A 16783-nucleotide genomic window follows, 5' to 3' on the forward strand; every position below is an offset into this window, starting at 1 on the left:
CTATCCAGCTCCGCCCGCAGGCTCGAACCGGAAGCCGACACCGCGGACCGTGGTGATGAAACGCGGACTGGTGGCGTCGTCGCCGAGCTTGCGCCGCAGCACCGACACATGCATGTCGAGCGTCTTCGTGGAGCCGAGCCAGGCCGTCTCCCAGATCTCGTGCATCAGCTGCTCCCGCGAGACGACCTTGCCCTGCTCACGCACGAGCACCCGCAGCAGCTCGAATTCCTTGGCGGTGAGCTGCAATTCGTTGTCTCCGACGAAGGCGCGACGGGCTTCCGCGTCGAGCCGCACCAGTGGCGCGGGCTCCGCCTCCTCGGGCGGAGTGCGCCGCAACAGCGCCCGCGCCCGGGCCAGCAACTCGGCGAGCCGGAACGGTTTGGTGACGTAGTCGTCAGCACCGGCGTCCAGACCGACCACCGTGTCCACCTCGTCGGCGCGGGCCGTGAGGATGAGCACGGGCACCGAGCTGCCGGAGCTGCGCAGGCGGCGGCACACCTCCAGCCCGTCGATCGAGGGCAGGCCCAGATCGAGGATCACCAGATCGGGTCCGCTCTGCGCGCCGTCGAGCGCGGCGAGCCCGTCCTCGCGGACGTCGACGGTGTAGCCCTCCCTCCGCAGGGCGCGTGCGAGCGGCTCGGAGATCGCGGGGTCGTCCTCGGCCAGCAACACTCGGGTCATGTGGCGATATTAGTTCCAATCGTTGGTCGAATTCTCCGGACGGCGCGATAGGACCCAAGACGTGATCTGGCCGATGCCCGCGAGGTGAATCGCTTCACGTGCCACCGCTCGCACATCGGTCCGGTCCGCGAGCGCGGTCGCCACGTCCGTGTCGGCCAGCACTGTGCCGGGGGCTGCGGCACCGGTGAGCCGGGCCGCGCGATTGACCGTGTTGCCGTAGACATCCCCGAGTCGGGCGAGCACCCGGCCGGTCGCGAGACCGACCCGCATGCGCGGGATCAGGTCGTCCGCCGCCGCCTGATCGAGCAGGTCGAAGGCGATGCCGACGGCACCGTCGACGGTCGTGTGGGAGAAGAGCACCTCGTCACCGATCGTCTTGATGATCGCGCCGCCGTGGGCGGCGACGACGTCCGACGCGAGCGACTCGAAGCGCTGCACCAGGGCGGCCAGCTCCCGCTCGTTGAGCTGCCGGGTCAACTGCGTGAAGTTGACCAGATCGGCGAAACCGATGGTGCGGATGACGCCGATGTGCGACTCCGGCTCGGAGTCGGCGATCAGCCGGGAGATCGCGACAGCGAGACTTCTGCGCCATACATAGTCGATGAGGGGGCTGAGGTCGTCAGCGACGTCGACGGCACGCTCGGCAGCGAGGCGCGCGACACGGCTGTCGACGCCGCCGTCACTGCCGACGATCATGTCGGTGATCACCTGCAGGGACCACATCGCGAGCCGGTCGGTGGAGCGGCCGACCGCTCGCGCGAGACCCAGCACCGTCGCTTCGTCGAGGTCACCGTCCCGGACGGTGCGGGTGACCTCGCGCATCGCCTTGACGTCGGCCTCGGTGAAGACGACGTCCTCGTCGCGCGCGTTGACGAAGCCCAGTGCTCGCCACAGCCGGCGCGTCTCGTCGGTGCTGACACCAGCACCCCTGGCGACATCGGCGCGCCGCAGCGTGCGGGGGCTGCCCAGCAGGCGGGCTTCCAGGGCGTCGACGAAGGCCGCACGGTCCCGCGGGCTCGGCTCCGCAGGCAGGCCGGACTCCCCCGGCCGGATGTGTACGACGTCACCGACGGCGTGCGGCACGGGACCTGCGGGTGTGTCCAGCACGAGCCGGCCCATCGGGTCGACGTCGAGGGCCTCGCCGCTGACGGCCTCGTCGCCGGGCAACTCCACTCGGATGTGCTGGCCGATGGTCAGGCACGCGGCGCGATAGACGTCGTCGAGCTCGGTGCCGCCCCAGTCCTGTTGCACGACCGCCAGCTCGCGCAGCACGCCCACCACCAGGTCCTCGCACCGCACCTCGTGGCCGATGAGGTGCAGCGAGGTGGCGTTGTCGACCGGGAGCTGGTCGCGCTCCTGGTGCACGTTGATGCCGATGCCGGCGACCACCGTTGGCTCCGCGCCGCCACTGGCGTTGCAGAGGATGCCGGCGAGCTTCGCCCACGGTTCACGCGAGTCGGAGCGCGCCAGCACGTCGTTGGGCCACTTGAGACCGATGGAGGCCCCGGTCAGGTTGCGTATGGCGCGTCGCACCGCGACACCGACGAGCAGCGGTACCCACCCCCACCGGGTGGCGTCCTCCGGCAGCGGCAGCGTCGCAGACAGCGCGATCGACGTGCCGGGTGGGACAATCCAGCCACGGTCGAGTCTGCCGCGTCCTCGCGTTTGGTTGTCGGTGACGAGCGCTCGCCACGGTCGCGGATCGCGCATGAGTTCGTCGTTCGTGGACGGAATCTCCGGGCTGACGTCGACGTCCTGCCACGGCGTGTCATCGAGCCGGTCGTTGATTTCGGACCGATCGAGGGAGTGGCTCACGTCACCAAGGCTAGTCGGGGCGCCCGGGAAGCACCCGGAGGGGAGCGGGGCGCGGCGGCGGTCGATGTGCATCCTCGCCCTTTCCCGGTTAGCCTTGCCGTCGAACGGGAGTAGTCCCTCGACCGGATGTCGACATACTGGCGGCGTGCCGCCCGGTGTCCGGGGTCGCCCTCATGGGTGACCGGACGAGACGTTCGAACCATGACAGCAAACCCGCTGCCGGTTCGACGTGCTCGTCCCTTTCTGTTCTCAGCACTGCGAATCGGCCCGAAGCCAAGGACGCTCGTGCTCGACCTCGGAATCATCGCCACCGTCTTCGCCCTCGCCTTCGTCGCCGAACTCCCGGACAAGAGTGCCGTCGCGGGCTTGGTCCTCGGCACCCGCTTCCCCTGGCCCTGGGTGTTCACCGGCATCGCCGCTGCCTTCCTCACGCACGTCGTGATCGCGGTCACCGCGGGTCAGTTGTTGCACCTGCTGCCGAGCCGCGTGCTCGAGGCGCTGGTCGCCATACTCTTCCTGCTCGGTGCCTGGCTGATCTGGCGGGAGGGTGCGCACCCGGACGATGTCGAGGCGCAGGGTGAGGCCGAAGCCGGGTCCGCGGCACTCGAGGGTGCCGGGTTCGTGAAGGTTGCTTCACTGGGCTACGGCGTCATCTTCGTCGCCGAGTGGGGCGACCTCACGCAGATTCTGACCGCGAATCTCGCTGCGAAGTATCACGACCCGCTCTCGGTCGGCATCGGCGCGACGCTCGGCCTGTGGGCGGTCGCGCTGCTCGCCATCCTCGGTGGACGGACGCTGCTGCGGGTGCTGCCGATGGTCTGGATCACGCGTGTGGCGGCGGTGGTCATGGTGGCGTTGGGCATTCTGAGCGCCGTGAACGCAATTCGCGGCTGAGCCGGCGTCTCAGCCACCATGGCTTCATGGGGATCAAGCGGGCGATGTTCAGCGGCACATTGACCGACGCGGTCAGTAGGATCGGCGAAATATTCGCGGTGTTTGACTGGCGCAGCCAGCACTCGGGGCATATTTCGTATGGCGTGCGCGACGACTCGGGACGCAGCTGGTTCGTCAAAACGCCGGGTGACGACCTGATCAGTGCAGGCGGCGCCAGCAGAGCTCAACGATCGCGTGCGTTGTTACTCTCGGCCGAGGTGTCGACGGCCGTCGAACATCACGCACTAATCCCGGTCGAGCGCATCGTCCACACGGACGAAGGCGTCCTCACAGTGTCGCCGTGGTTCGACGGTGAGCTTGTGCGCAGCCCCGCCGCACAACGTGACGACCCGACGCAGGCGTTCAGGCGCTTCAAGTCTTTATCCACCGGGGAGATCGCAGCTGCGCTCGACTCCGTGATCGACCTGCACGTCGAGCTGATCGCTGCCGGCTGGCTCGCTGGCGACTTCTACGACGGTTGCCTGATGTACGACTTTGCATCAAGATCGATCAAAGTGATCGATTTCGAGTGTTATCACAGAGGTTCGTACGTGAACGACCTGGGCGCTCTGCCCGGCTCGACGCGATTCATGGCACCGGAGGAGTCAACCAAGGGGGCCACTGTCGATGAACGGACGACCGTCTTCAACATGGGCCGGATGATCCAAGTCCTACTGATCGACTCGAACCCAGATCACCCTGCGCGCCAGCTTTCGTGTGCCGCAACGCGTCTGGATCCCGCCCTCCGGCCGGAGACGCTGGCCAGTTTCCAGCGCACTTGGCGGTCGATCACCTCACACTGATTGGTGCCGCGGCAGACTCCGTTCCGCCTCGTTCCGACAGCCCGGCCAGGGCAGCAGCCGCATCGCCGGACCGGAGCTCGACTAGAAGGGCGGTGGCGGATCGGGGAAGTCGATGTCCGGCCAGTCCGGCTCAAGGTCGAAGTGGATGCGTCGCTCGTCGCGTTCGGTCAGGAGCTGGAGGTCGTGCAGGTCGGTGAACGCGTTGGCGGTCAGGTCGTGTTCGCGGAACCTCGCGAGTCGCAGGCCCAGTTGTCGTTCGGCAGCGCTGACCCATGGCGGCGCGTGGTCGTGTGCCTGCCGGTGATTGTGGGCGGTGGTGCGTAACCGTCGAGTGAGCGTCTGCCAGGTGATGGACGCATCCTCGGGGTGTTGTCGGCTGCTCCAGAACTTCCCTGTCTTGGTGTTGTGATGCCCACGGTGCATCAGGTGGAGGTTGTGCGGGTGCGTGGCGCCTTCGCCGGGCTTGGTGGCGCCGGCCCGGTAGTCGGTGTCGTGGTCCAGGTCGGCCTCACTCACCGGGATGCCGCAGTCGCCGGGTGCCCGGCAGGTGTGGTCGCGCGCTCGCACCAAACGGGCCATCCCGGCCGGCGCTCGATAAGTGTTCGCGGCATCCACGACCTGCCCCGTGAGCGGGTCCACGACCAGCCGCGCCCACGTCGACCCCGCCTGCAGCGCGACGGCCCGAACCTGGTCGGCCGACAGGAACCCGAGGCCGGGCACTTCACCAAGACCGAACACCGCACCGACACCGTTGCCAGCCGTCTGACGGACCAGATCTTCGGGAAGGATGGTCGCGAGGTCGACGATGACGTGCAGCTTGCCAGCCGGTGCATCGCCCAGGTGCGCATCACCGGGCACGACGCCGGCGATGAGCAGGTCGAGGGCGATGTCGGCTCGTAACTGCGCCAGGGTGCGTTTGTCGCCCGCAGCCCTGGCCGCCCGGGCCAGGTCGGCGATGCGTTGCTGCGCTGCGAACACCGTGGCCGAGTCTCCGGACGCCTGGATCGTGGCGATGCCGTCGGGCCCGGGGAAGGTGCAGGCGTCCCGCCCCTCCATGGCGTTCTGATGCCGGCGTTGCCGGTCTTTGGCAGCGCCGTCGACGAGGGCGAGTTGGCGGCGGATCCGGGCCCGAAATCCGGCATGCGACAAGGGCACGTCGGTCTCGACGCCGTCCGGTGCGGTGGTGCGGTCCGGTGGCGCCAGGAGCCGATCGATGACCTGGCCGGCCAGCACGGGGTCCAGATGCGCGGTTTCGACGTAAGCGATGCGCGCCCGCTCCCAGGAGCAGCCGCCCCTGCGCAGGGATTCGTGCGCGGACCGGACGCGTTCGGGCATGGCGGTGGCGAACCGGACTCGGTGCCGGGCAGCGGTCAGCGTGGAACCCGTCAGCAGCTGGACTTCATGGACCACGGCCCGGCAGGCGGCCTTGCGGTGGGCCGCCACCTTCGCCGCATAGCGTGGATCGTCCCGGCTGATGCCGTGCTCGGCCACCACGTCGGTCACCAGGGCGGCGGTCGCGTCCAGCAACGATGCTTCGGCGAACGCCTTGACGCGTTCGGCGCACTGGATCACATCACCCAGGTGCTCCCGGGAGACGTCATCGTTGCCGGCGTTCCGGGACTGCTCGGCCAGTGCGGTCACCGCGGCGACGACAGCCTCGGGCACTCCCGACAAGTCGACCAGGACACGGCTGTTATCGGACCCATCCCGCGGTTCGTGGTCACTTGCCATGGCCGGTCACCTCCCAGCTGCACGCCCTGATCGGCTTGTGTTCTGAGGTCAAGTCTAGAGGTGAGCACTGACAACCGTTCAGACCGAAAACTCAACGGACGCAAGGGCACTGAGCCACGACTCACCGCGTTACCCGGCTTGGCAGCCATCTGCTCGTGCCCGGCGGGTGGACACATTGGGGGTTGGTCCCCTTCACACGAGATTCCGGCGATCACTGAAGAGCGAGCCAAGGACGTCGCAGATCACTGAGCAACTGCTGCGATCGTCTATGAACTCCACTGCAATAGCCAACCCGACGCCACCCGGTAGCACCGAATAGACGGCGACCCGCTCGGATCATCGCCCACCTCAAGACTGCCGCAACGGCGGCAACCGTCCGAAGGGCGTCGACAACCTCATGGAAAGAGGCTGACACCCACCTCGGCAGCCGCGGAAGCGCGTTCGAGCCGGCTCTCGGCAACTTGGACACATCCACCCAACGCTCGTTAGCGCAGGAGGCGTCGAACTGTCCGCTGTCTGTTGCCATGACGGGTCAACTCCCGCCTGTACACCCTGGTCGGTTTGTGTTCTGCGGGCACGTCTAGAAGTGCACTGACAACTTCATGCGATGCCGCCGAACCGCATGATCTGTGTCGTCCTGCCGTTGCCGTCGGTGCCGAATCCACCCGCAGGAACGAAGCCCGCAGCTCGCCATGCGCGTAGCGCTCGCGAGTTGCGGAGGGCTGGATCGACAGTGAGCGGCACCCAGCCGCGTGTCATCAATTCGACTGCCATGGCGCGTGCGGCTGCGCTTCCGATTCCGCGACCCTGAGCTTCCGCGCTGATGAACATGTCGAGGCCGAAAGACGCATGGATCTGCCACGCCTGGAGATAGCCGACCGGTTGACCGACTTCGGTGATCACGTAGGAGACAACCTCTGGTGCCCGACGGCCGGTGTATTTCGCCAACACCACATCCAACGAAAGCTCGCAGCCTCCCCAAAATCGGGAGACTTCCGGTGCGTGTGTCCAACCGCTGATGGTGTGCGCGTCCGAGTCGTTCGCAAGCCGGATCGCGATCAGCTCGTCAACGGTCACTGCGCTCGGGTAATCCAACGTCATTGCTCCCCTTTGCGACTCGTCAAGAGCCGGTCACCGCGTTGCCGAGCCGAGCGGCCAGCTGCTCGTGCTCGGCGCGGTTGAGCACCTGCGCAGCCACGACCGCACGCATCGCGTCCACGTCGTCGTAGAACGCGCGGAACGCCGTCGGGACGGTCACCCCGTGCTGCGGTATGTCACCGACGAGCACCGCATCACCCGGTCGTATGACGCCGGGCGTGACCACCTTCAGGTAAGCGCCCGAAAGCCCGTGTTCGACATACATTTTCAGCCATCCCCGCTGCGCCATGTGCATCCTGAACGTCCCGCACGGGATGCGCGGCCCGGTCACTTCGAGGACAGCGGACCCGACCGTCCACCGGGTGCCGATCACGGAGCGATCGACGTCGATGCCCAGCGTGGTGAGGTTCTCGCCGAACATGCCGTTGCGGAGATCGCGGCCGAGTCGTTCACCCCACCGGTCCAGCTGCTCGCGCGCCACCGCGTAGACCGCCTGGTCGTCGCCGCCGTGGTGCTTGCGATCGCCGATGAAGTCGCCGACGACACCACTGCCCAGGCCGCCGTGCTTGGGCCCGGGGGCTCGCACCTCGATCGCATCGACGGCCTGCTTGTTGATGCCGGTCGGCGTCGACTTCGCCGAGTTGGGTTCGGGCCCCAGATTCGTCGACAACACCCGCCCGGTAGTCGACCCCGCGCGGGCCGTCGCACTTTCGAACAACACCCGCAGATTCTTGCCCGTTGCAGAATCCCGGTGCAACGCGGTTGAGGCCCGGCTAGCGTGCAAGCTGTGACTGACGATCTCACCCGCACCCCGACACCTGTCGACTCGATCGCCGAGCGCTTCCACGAGAAGTCGATCGAGCTCTCCCCCATGTGGGGCACCTACGTCGGCTCCACCGAGCGACAGGACGAACTCGACGACTTCTCCCCCGACGGTCTCGCCGAGCGCAACGCGGTGTTGCGCGCGACCCTCGCGGCGCTCGACGACGCGACGGCGCAGGACGACGTGGACAAGGTCACCGTCGACGCGATGCGCGAGCGCTTGGGCCTCGAAGTCGAGACGTATGACGCACTCGTCGAGCACTCCTCCCTCAACGTCATCGCCTCTCCCCTGCAGAACATCCGCGACATCTTCGACCTGATGCCCACCGGCACACCCGACCAGATCGCCACCATCGGGCGCCGGATGCGGGTCATACCTCGAGCCCTTGACCAGTGGTTCGAGTCGCTGCACGTCGCAGCCGATCAGGGCATCGTCAGCCCGCGCCGGCAGGTCATGGCGTGCATCCAGCAGACCAAGGATCACACCGCAGCCGACGGCTACTTCGCCGACTTGAAGACCCGGCACCCCGACATCGCCGACGACGTCGACTCCGCGGCCGCCGCCTACGCCGCCGCGGGCGACCGGCTCCGCGACGAGATCCTGCCGCTGGCACCGGAATCCGACGCCTGTGGACGTGACATCTACTCCCTGCACTCGCGCTTCTTCCTCGGCTCGACGGTCGATCTCGAGGAGACCTATGCCTGGGGCCAGGAGGAACTCGCGCGGATCACCGCGCAGATGCAGCAGGTCGCCGAGCAGATCAAGCCGGGCGCCACCGTGAAGGAAGCCATGGCTGCCCTCGACGCCGACCCGGCATACATCCTGCACGGCACCGACGAGTTGCAGCGCTGGATGCAGGAGAAGGCCGACGCCGCCATTGCCGAGTTGACCGACACCCAGTTCGACATCCCGGTGCCGGCACGAACCATCCAATGCTGCATCGCCCCCACGCAATCCGGCGGCATCTACTACACCTCCCCGAGCGAGGACTTCTCCCGCCCCGGACGGATGTGGTGGGCGGTGCCGAAGGGCGTCGAGGAGTTCAGCACCTGGCGCGAGCTCACGACGGTCTACCACGAGGGCGTCCCAGGACATCACCTGCAGAACGGCCAGACGATCTACCGCTCCGGTCTGCTCAACACGTGGCGCCGCCTCGGTGTCTGGTGCTCGGGTCACGGCGAAGGCTGGGCCCTGTATGCCGAGCGGCTGATGGACGATCTCGGCTTCCTGGAGGACCCGGGCAACAAGCTCGGCATGCTCGACGGCCAGTCGCTGCGGGCCGCCCGCGTCGTGCTCGACATCGGCGTGCACTGCGGCTTCGAGGCACCGGCGGAGGTCGGCGGTGGCGAGTGGACCTACGACAAGGCCTGGTCGTTCCTGGGCGCGCACTGTGACATGGCCGAGGGGTTCCTCCGGTTCGAACTGGACCGCTACCTGGGGTGGCCCGGCCAGGCACCGTCATACAAGATCGGCGAGCGCAGCTGGCTGCAGCTGCGCGACGAGGTCCGCGAGCGCGAAGGCGCCGACTTCGACCTGAAGGCGTTCCACCGGCGCGCGCTCGACATCGGCTCGGTCGGCCTCGACACCCTCCGCGGAGCGGTCCTGGGCACGCTCTGAGCCCGCCCGGGCTGAACGGACGGTCCGGCCTGGAAGGATGACCGGGTGCACATCGCCCTGCCGATCTTCCTGCTGACGGCATCGGTGGTCGTCATCGCGACCGTCGCGCGCTGGTTGCGGCTGTCCGCCCCGCTGCTGCTGGTCGCTGTCGGGGCGGCGAGTTCGTTCCTGCCGTTCATGCCGTACCCCTTCACGGTAGAGCCCGAAGTGATCCTGCTCGGTTTCCTGCCGCCGCTGCTCTTCGCCGCGGCCACCAACACCTCGCTGGTCGACCTGCGCCGGGAGCGGGCGCGGATCCTCCAGATGTCGGTGCTACTGGTCATTTTCACGGCCTTCGGTGTCGCCCTGGTGGCGTGGAAGCTGCTCGACATACCGTTCGCCGCGGCGGTCGCGCTGGGCGCCGTGGTCGCACCGCCCGACGCGGTCGCGGCGACGGCGGTCGCGCGCCGCATCGGGCTGCCCCGCCGGGTCGTGTCGGTCCTGGAGGGCGAGTCGCTCTTCAACGACGCCACGGCCCTGGTGACGGTCAACACCGCGAAGGGGCTGATGGCCGGCGCCGCCGGCGCTGCAACGGTGTTCACCGCAGGCAGGGACTTCCTGTGGGCGTCGATCGGTGGTGCCGTGATCGGCTTCGTCGCCTATCTGCTCGTGGCATGGGTATGGCGGCACGTCACCGACACGGTCACCGTGGTGGCGATCAGCTTCCTCAGCCCGTGGATCGCGTACCTGCCCGCCGAGGAAGCGCATGCCTCCGGCGTCATCGCCGCCGTCGTCTGCGGCGTCGCGAGCGGTCACGCGGCGCCCGTGCTGCAGACGGCGCAGTCGCGGGTGTCCGAACGCCTCAACTGGGCATCGATGACCTACCTGCTGGAGAACATGGTCTTCCTGCTGATCGGTCTGCAGACGCACACGATCGTCCAGGCCGTGGTGCAGTCGGACAGCGGTTTCGGCCGAACCGTCGTCATCGCGCTGATCGTGCTGGTCACCGCGATGCTGCTGCGCCCGCTCTGGCTGCTCGGCCTCGAGGTGGTCAGCAGGTGGCGCGGGTGGTCCCACAGTGAGCTCACCGGGCGGGAGACGGCGATCGCCTCCTGGGCCGGGATGCGTGGCGTGGTGACCCTCGCGGCCGCGTCGTTGCTGCCACCGGAGGCGCCCGAGCGGGCGGCGATGATCTTCATCGCCCTGGTGGTGACGGTGGGAACTCTTGTGATCCAAGGCTTTTCGCTGGGCTTCGTGGCGCGTCGGCTCGATCTGCACGGCCCGGATCCGCGCGAGGACGCCCTGCAGACAGCACAGCTGATGCAAGCGGCGATCACTGCCGGCAACCGCCGGCTCGAGCAGGAGCTCGACGACAGCGACCGTGACGTTCCCGAGCAGGTGGTGGCCTCGCTGCGCAACCAGAGCGCCCGGCGCGCGAACCTGTGGTGGGAACGTCTCGGACGCAGCGACTGCACGACCGAGACCCCGTCGGACGCCTACCGGCGGCTGCGCTCGGCGATGCTGGACGCGGAACGCGCCAAGGTCATCAAGCTGCGCGACAAGGGGATCATGGACCACGACGTGCTCCAGGCGGCCATGGAGACCCTCGACGTGGAGGAGTCGATGATCGCGCGGGCCGACGCCCACGAGCAGGAACTCACCGAGCGGCTGCTGCTCACCCCCGAGGAACGGCAGTTCGGTTGCGAGCATCTGGCCGACGCGCCGTTCGCGGTCGACCCGGTCACTCCGGACGGTTGCGAGGAGTGCCTCCGCGACGGCACCGTGTGGGTCCACCTGCGGCTGTGCCTCGCCTGCGGGCATGTCGGATGCTGCGACTCCTCGGTCGGCAAGCACGCCACCAAGCACTACGAGGAGACGGCGCACCCGGTGATGCGGTCCTTCGAGCCGGGCGAAGCCTGGCGGTGGTGCTTCGTCGACGGCGTGCTGGGCTGAGCCGTCATACCTCTAGGCTGCAGACCGTGACCGTCGACCTCGTGCTCGCCTCCGCCTCCCCCGCCCGCCTGGCCACCTTGCAGTCGGCCGGAGTCGATCCCAAGGTCCAGGTGTCCACCCTCGACGAGCCCGCCGCCATCGCCCGTGCCGAAGAGGGCCTGGGCGGCCCCCTCGCGAGCGACGAGGTTGCGCTGCTACTGGCCCGCGCCAAGTGCGAGGACGTCGCCCGCGACAGTGACGCGGACGCAGTGGTGCTGGGATGCGACTCGGTGCTGGAATTCGAGGGCCGGACCTTCGGCAAGCCGGCCGACGCCGCGGACGCCACCGCGCGCTGGCAACGCATGCGTGGCCGCTCCGGCACGCTGCACACGGGGCACTGGCTGATCGACGCGCGGGAGCAGTCCACCGGTGCCACCTTCGGGGTCGTCGCCTCGACCGTCGTGCACTTCGCCGACCTCAGCGACGCCGAGATCGAAGGGTATGTCGCAACCGGTGAACCGCTGCGCGTGGCCGGCGCCTTCACCGTCGACGGGCTCGGCGGTCCCTACGTGCGCGGCATCGAGGGCGACCATCACAACGTCGTCGGACTCAGCCTGCCGGTGCTGCGGGAGATGCTGGGCGAGATCGGTGTGACCTTCGACCAGTTGCGCGGCTGAGCAACAGCCGATTCAGGCGGCCTCGACCGCGCTGTCCGGTCCCTCGGCCGGCTGGGCGACTGCCGACATACGCATCAGGCGAGGGAAACCCAGCGCCAGCACGCCGGACAGCACCAGCAACGCGGCGAAGAGCACCATCGCCTCCCGGCCACCGATCGCGCCGATGAGGAAGCCCATGGTGGCCGGCGCCAAGGCGGTGAGCACGAGGGACAGCACGTTGTCCGCGCTCATCACCCGGCCCAGCCGGTCCGGCGGGGTCTTGGACGTCAGCACCCCCACCACGGCCGCGTTGCACGGTGCCAGCAGGAATGTCCCACACGCCATGAGCACCATGAGCAGGACCGGCGCGCGGGTGAACGCCATACCGGCGAAGGCGACCGCGCCGACGACCGGCGTGAGTAGCATCAGCGCACCCACGCTGAGGTGGCGCAGCAACCGCGCCGACAGCAGCGAGGCGACCAGCATCGACAGCGCCATCGAACTGGAGACCGCGCCGATCCAGGCGGCGTCGATGCCCCGTTGCTGCATGGTGATGGTGACCGACACGACCAGCCCGGTGCCGACGAAGTTGACGAACGTGCACAGCAGGGTGATGGTCCGCAGCAGCTCGTTGCCGAAGAGGAACCGCAGCCCGGTACGGATGGACGGCACCAGCGCCTCACGGTCCTGAGCCGGGGTCCCCGGCAACGCGGTCCTGACCCGGGACGCGCAGACGATCGCGATCAGGTAGCTGATCACGTCGGCGATCATCGGCAGGCCACGAGCGATGCCGAAGAGGAAGCCACCGATCGGCGGGCCGGCCAGGCCGGCCGCGGCCGACCGCACCTGGTTGTTGACGGCGGCACGCGAGATGTCCTCCGTGCGCACCACGTGGCGCACCGCGACCTGTTCGGCCGGGCTGTAGAAGCTGTTCGCGACGCCGCCGCACGCAGCCGCGATCATCAGATGCGGCACCGTGATCCGGTCGGCGAAGGCGGCGAGCGCGACCGTGAGGTATGCCGTCGCGCCGAGCGCAGCAGCGGCGATCATCGTGCGCCGCCGGTCCCAGCGGTCGACGAGGGCGCCGGCCGGCAACCCGATGAGCACCAGCGCCATCGTCGTGGCACCGGCGACGAGACCGACGGCGAAGGGACTGCCGGTCGCCGCCAGCGTGATCAGTGGGAACGCCAGGCTGCTCATCCGGCTGCCGAGGCTGGAGACCGCCCCGCCGGTGATCAGGTAGGCGTAGTTCTTGTTGTGGCGCAGCGAAGGACGCGCCGCGTCCTCGGTGCCCACCGTCGCGCGCCCCCTCTCGTGCACTGTCACGACGCAACACTGCCACCGTGGAACAGGACGTTGGGACAGTGGAAGGTAATGGTTTGGTCACGACGATCAAGTTGGTCGACGCGCAACTCACCGCACCCCCTCCCGAGGAGACTAGCGTCCGTCATCGGACCGCTATACATCACGTGCGCAGGAGGAGTTCATGTCGACGACCCCGCCCAGGACCAAGCTCACGCCGGACCAGCGCAACTCGTTCGCCGCCGCCTATCTCGGCTGGGCGATGGACGCGTTCGACTACTTCCTCGTCGTGCTGATCTATGCACAGATCGCCAAGGATTTCGGCAAGTCGCTGACCGAGATGTCGTTGATCACCACCATGACGCTCGTGATGCGTCCGGTCGGTGCCTTCATCTTCGGCCTGTGGGCCGACCGCGCCGGTCGCCGCATCCCACTGATGGTCGACGTGTCGTTCTACTCGGTGGTCGGTTTCCTCTGTGCGTTCGCCCCGAACTTCTGGGTGCTGATGGTCCTGCGGATGCTCTACGGCATCGGCATGGGCGGAGAGTGGGGCCTCGGCGCGGCGCTGGCGATGGAGAAGATCCCGACGCACCGGCGCGGGTTCTTCTCCGGCATCCTGCAGGGTGGCTACTCGATGGGCTACCTGATGGCGTCGCTCGCCTTCCTGGTGGTCAACACCTGGTGGGGACTGGGCTGGCGGTGGATGTTCGCCCTGTCGATCGTCCCGGCCCTGATCTCGCTGATCATCCGGGCCCGGGTCGAGGAGTCGGAGGTATGGCGGGAGACCCAACAGCGTTTCCGGCAGACCTCCACGAGCGTGGCCGACATCATCAAGAACCCGACGATCTGGAAGCGGTTCGTCTTCCTGGTGCTCCTCATGACGGCGTTCAACTGGATGAGCCACGGCACCCAGGACGTCTACCCGACGTTCCTGAAGGAGACCGCGGACGCCGGTCTCGGCTTCGCCAAGTCGACCGCCACCTGGATCTCGGTGATCTACAACGTCGGCGCCATCATCGGTGGCGCGATCGCCGGCGCTCTCTCGGAGCGTTACGGCCGCAAGACGCTCATCGTGCTCTGCGCGGTGCTCGGCCTGCCGATCGTGCCGCTGTTCGCCTACTCGACCTCGATCGGCATGATCATCCTCGGCTCGTTCCTCATGCAGGTCATGGTCCAGGGTGCGTGGGGCATCATCCCGGCGCACCTCACCGAACTCTCCCCCGACGAGATCCGAGGCTTCTACCCAGGCGTCACCTACCAGCTCGGCAACTGCCTGGCGGCATTCAACCTGCCCATCCAGGAGGCGCTCGCGTCCTCGCACGGCTATCCCTTCGCGCTCGCCGTGACGATCGTGCCGGTGTTCATCGCGGTCATCGTCCTGACGCTGATCGGCAAGGAGCAGAAGGGGATTCAGTTCGGCACCCGGGACACCAGCGTGGTCGCCGAAGCCACCGGTTGACCTCAAGCAGGGTTGAGGACGCAGGATGGGCGGATGATCATCTGTGCCACCTGCGCCGTGGAGTATGACGACACCGCCGCCGACCGGGACTGCCCGATCTGCGCCGACGAACGGCAATACCTGCCGCCGGGCGGTCAGCTCTGGACGAGCCTCGAGAAGCTGGCCGCCGACGGCCGGCGCGTCGAGGTCCTCGACCTGCGCCCGGGTCTGACCGGGCTGCGCACCGACGTCGGGATCGGCCAGACGGCCCTGCTCGTCCAGACGCCGGACGGCAAGTGGCTCGGCCGGCGCGGCTCGGCGATCGCCGAGTGGGGGGACGAACTCACGCTCACCGACGGCCTGACCCTGCTCCGGGTCGGCGGTCATTTCCCGGGCAGCGCGGTCGCGCACTGGGCAGCCGGTGCCGACGGCAAGGGCACTCTGCTCGGCGGCGACTCCATCGCCCCCAACCAGGACCATCGCACCGTCGCGTTCATGCGGTCCTATCCCAACCGCATTCCGTTGTCCGGCAATGTCGCGCTGCGCATCGCGGCCCGGGTTCAGCACCTGGCGTTCGACGAGATCTGGAACAACTTCGGCCTCGAGGTGCCGCACGATGCCGCCGCCGCGGTGCAGCAATCGGCGCAGCGGCACGCCGCCTGGACGCGAGGAGACTTCGACCACTTGACGTGAGGACGAGTCGCGGAAAGTCGCCGGGCCGTCAGCGCTCCGCCGACCACGGCCCGCGGATGACCGGCGCCGTGTCGTCCGTGTCGTCGTCCGGCTCCGCATGACGACTCACCAGCGGGATGGTGCGCTCGTCGTGCCTCGGGCCATCGGTGTGGGGCACTCCGGGTAACCGGTGGGCTTCGTGCGGGTCCTGGGAAGGGCGAGTCGGCAACGGAGTGGTCGCCTTCGCCGGCGTGGGTTCGGGGGCGTCGTCGGCACCGTCGAAGTCGAGCGGGAGCGGGAGCGCCTGGTGCGGACCCTGCTCAGCGTCCTCGGGCGGTGCTTCCGATGGTTTCCGGAAATCGATGTCGATGTGCTGGAAGCCCTTGAGCCGTGTCGCCTTGGCCAGCCCGCTGTAGGCGCGCACGTCGGCGTCGGTGAGGTCGACGTCGTCGGTGAACGGCGTGAGCAGGGCCCGCGGCCACAGGTGCAGCACCCAGACGGCGTTGATCTCCATGCTGATGACGATGATGATGCCGGCCACGAAGAGGAAGAGCATCAGACCGAGCACGATCGCCAGCGTCCCGTTCATCGCCTTGTTGCGCTGCACGACGTGCTCGACGTAGATGCCGCCGAAGCGCTGCAGCACCTGCCACATGAACGCCGCGAAGACCGCACCAGGCCACATCTCCCGCCAGCGCAAGGACCGACTGGTGCCGACGTGGTAGGCGACCATGAGCGCGACGACGTCGATGAGCACCGTGCCGAGGGTCACTCCGAGCTTCGCCACGCCCGCCAGGTGCACCACGTTGGGCGCGATCTGGGTCAGACCGATCGTCGCGAGCAACGCCGTACCGAGCAGACCGATCAACCCGACCGACTTGCCGCGCTGCGCAAAGGGATTGGGCCGCGAGTTGCGTGGCACGTGCCACACGCTGTTGGCGATGAACTGGAACGCCTGAGCACTGCCCAGCGCACCGTAGAGCGCGACGAGAGTGCTCACCGTGATCGACACCCAGCTGCCGGACAGGGCGTTCGGCGAGCTGATCTGGTCGCTGATGATCGGGAACTCGTTGAGCGCGGACGTGATCAGATCCTGTTGCAGCCCCGGATTGCCGTTCAGCACGACACCGAGGATCGTGGTCCCGAGGATCAGCAGCGGAAAGAGCGAGACGAACGCATAGAACGCCATCAACGCCGCCAGGTAGGTCCCCATGTCGTCGATGTACTTGTAGACGACGGCGATCGGGAAGCCCAGCGGCGGAAACCTCCGCTGGGCTCGATCGAACGCCGGGTGCGGTGACAC

At 68.0% G+C, this 16783-nt stretch carries 14 protein-coding genes; 7 read left to right on the forward strand and 7 right to left on the reverse strand.

The genetic code is table 11. From position 1 onward, the window contains the following. Together ACN8HC_RS18185 and ACN8HC_RS18190 are read right to left on the reverse strand one after the other, a co-directional pair. Positions 1-681 (reverse strand): response regulator transcription factor, encoded by a 681-nt coding sequence (locus ACN8HC_RS18185; protein ID WP_490076261.1) that lies wholly within the window; start codon positions 679-681, stop codon positions 1-3. 9 nt (positions 682-690) lie between these two features. Next, positions 691-2496 (reverse strand): biotin--[acetyl-CoA-carboxylase] ligase, encoded by a 1806-nt coding sequence (locus ACN8HC_RS18190; protein ID WP_490076262.1) that lies wholly within the window; start codon positions 2494-2496, stop codon positions 691-693. 285 nt (positions 2497-2781) lie between these two features. On the opposite strand from ACN8HC_RS18190, the gene ACN8HC_RS18195 reads away from it, so the two are divergent. Beyond that, the gene (locus ACN8HC_RS18195; RefSeq protein ID WP_490076263.1) at positions 2782-3390 is read left to right on the forward strand and encodes a TMEM165/GDT1 family protein; all 609 of its coding nucleotides are present in this window, start codon (positions 2782-2784) and stop codon (positions 3388-3390) included. A 26-nt stretch (positions 3391-3416) separates the two neighbouring features. After that, positions 3417-4232, forward strand: coding sequence for a hypothetical protein (locus ACN8HC_RS18200; RefSeq protein WP_490076264.1), 816 nt, complete (start codon positions 3417-3419; stop codon positions 4230-4232). 81 nt (positions 4233-4313) lie between these two features. On the opposite strand, the gene ACN8HC_RS18205 is transcribed toward ACN8HC_RS18200, so the two are convergent. The 3 genes from ACN8HC_RS18205 to ACN8HC_RS18215 all read right to left on the reverse strand — a co-directional run bounded on the left by ACN8HC_RS18205 (position 4314) and on the right by ACN8HC_RS18215 (position 7782). Continuing rightward, a complete protein-coding gene (locus ACN8HC_RS18205; protein WP_490076265.1) occupies positions 4314-5963 on the reverse strand; it encodes an HNH endonuclease signature motif containing protein in 1650 nt (549 codons plus the stop codon). 600 nt (positions 5964-6563) lie between these two features. Next, positions 6564-7040, reverse strand: a complete 477-nt coding sequence (locus ACN8HC_RS18210; protein WP_490076266.1) for a GNAT family N-acetyltransferase — start codon at positions 7038-7040, stop codon at positions 6564-6566. Positions 7041-7083: 43 nt separating this feature from the next. Then, the gene (locus ACN8HC_RS18215; RefSeq protein ID WP_490076267.1) at positions 7084-7782 is read right to left on the reverse strand and encodes an MOSC domain-containing protein; all 699 of its coding nucleotides are present in this window, start codon (positions 7780-7782) and stop codon (positions 7084-7086) included. 66 nt (positions 7783-7848) lie between these two features. Between ACN8HC_RS18215 and ACN8HC_RS18220 the strand changes: the two genes are divergently transcribed. From ACN8HC_RS18220 to ACN8HC_RS18230, 3 genes are read left to right on the forward strand one after another with little or no spacing between them, the layout of a single operon-like run. Then, positions 7849-9501 carry a DUF885 domain-containing protein gene (locus ACN8HC_RS18220; RefSeq protein ID WP_490076268.1) on the forward strand — a complete coding sequence of 551 codons (1653 nt, stop codon included), beginning with the start codon at positions 7849-7851 and terminating at the stop codon, positions 9499-9501. Between the two features lie 45 nt (positions 9502-9546). After that, positions 9547-11433 (forward strand): Na+/H+ antiporter, encoded by a 1887-nt coding sequence (locus tag ACN8HC_RS18225; RefSeq protein ID WP_490076269.1) that lies wholly within the window; start codon positions 9547-9549, stop codon positions 11431-11433. A 26-nt stretch (positions 11434-11459) separates the two neighbouring features. After that, positions 11460-12089, forward strand: a complete 630-nt coding sequence (locus tag ACN8HC_RS18230; protein ID WP_490076270.1) for a Maf family protein — start codon at positions 11460-11462, stop codon at positions 12087-12089. Between the two features lie 12 nt (positions 12090-12101). Here the strand turns inward: ACN8HC_RS18230 and ACN8HC_RS18235 are convergent, their stop codons facing one another. Next, positions 12102-13394 (reverse strand): MFS transporter, encoded by a 1293-nt coding sequence (locus ACN8HC_RS18235; protein ID WP_490076271.1) that lies wholly within the window; start codon positions 13392-13394, stop codon positions 12102-12104. A 160-nt stretch (positions 13395-13554) separates the two neighbouring features. On the opposite strand from ACN8HC_RS18235, the gene ACN8HC_RS18240 reads away from it, so the two are divergent. Continuing rightward, positions 13555-14829, forward strand: a complete 1275-nt coding sequence (locus tag ACN8HC_RS18240) for an MFS transporter (protein ID WP_490076272.1) — start codon at positions 13555-13557, stop codon at positions 14827-14829. A gap of 33 nt (positions 14830-14862) precedes the next feature. Further along, a complete protein-coding gene (locus tag ACN8HC_RS18245) occupies positions 14863-15501 on the forward strand; it encodes a hydrolase (protein WP_490076273.1) in 639 nt (212 codons plus the stop codon). A 28-nt stretch (positions 15502-15529) separates the two neighbouring features. Here the strand turns inward: ACN8HC_RS18245 and ACN8HC_RS18250 are convergent, their stop codons facing one another. Then, positions 15530-16783, reverse strand: a complete 1254-nt coding sequence (locus ACN8HC_RS18250; RefSeq protein ID WP_490076274.1) for a YihY/virulence factor BrkB family protein — start codon at positions 16781-16783, stop codon at positions 15530-15532.

The organism is Flexivirga sp. YIM B11880 (genome assembly GCF_058148645.1).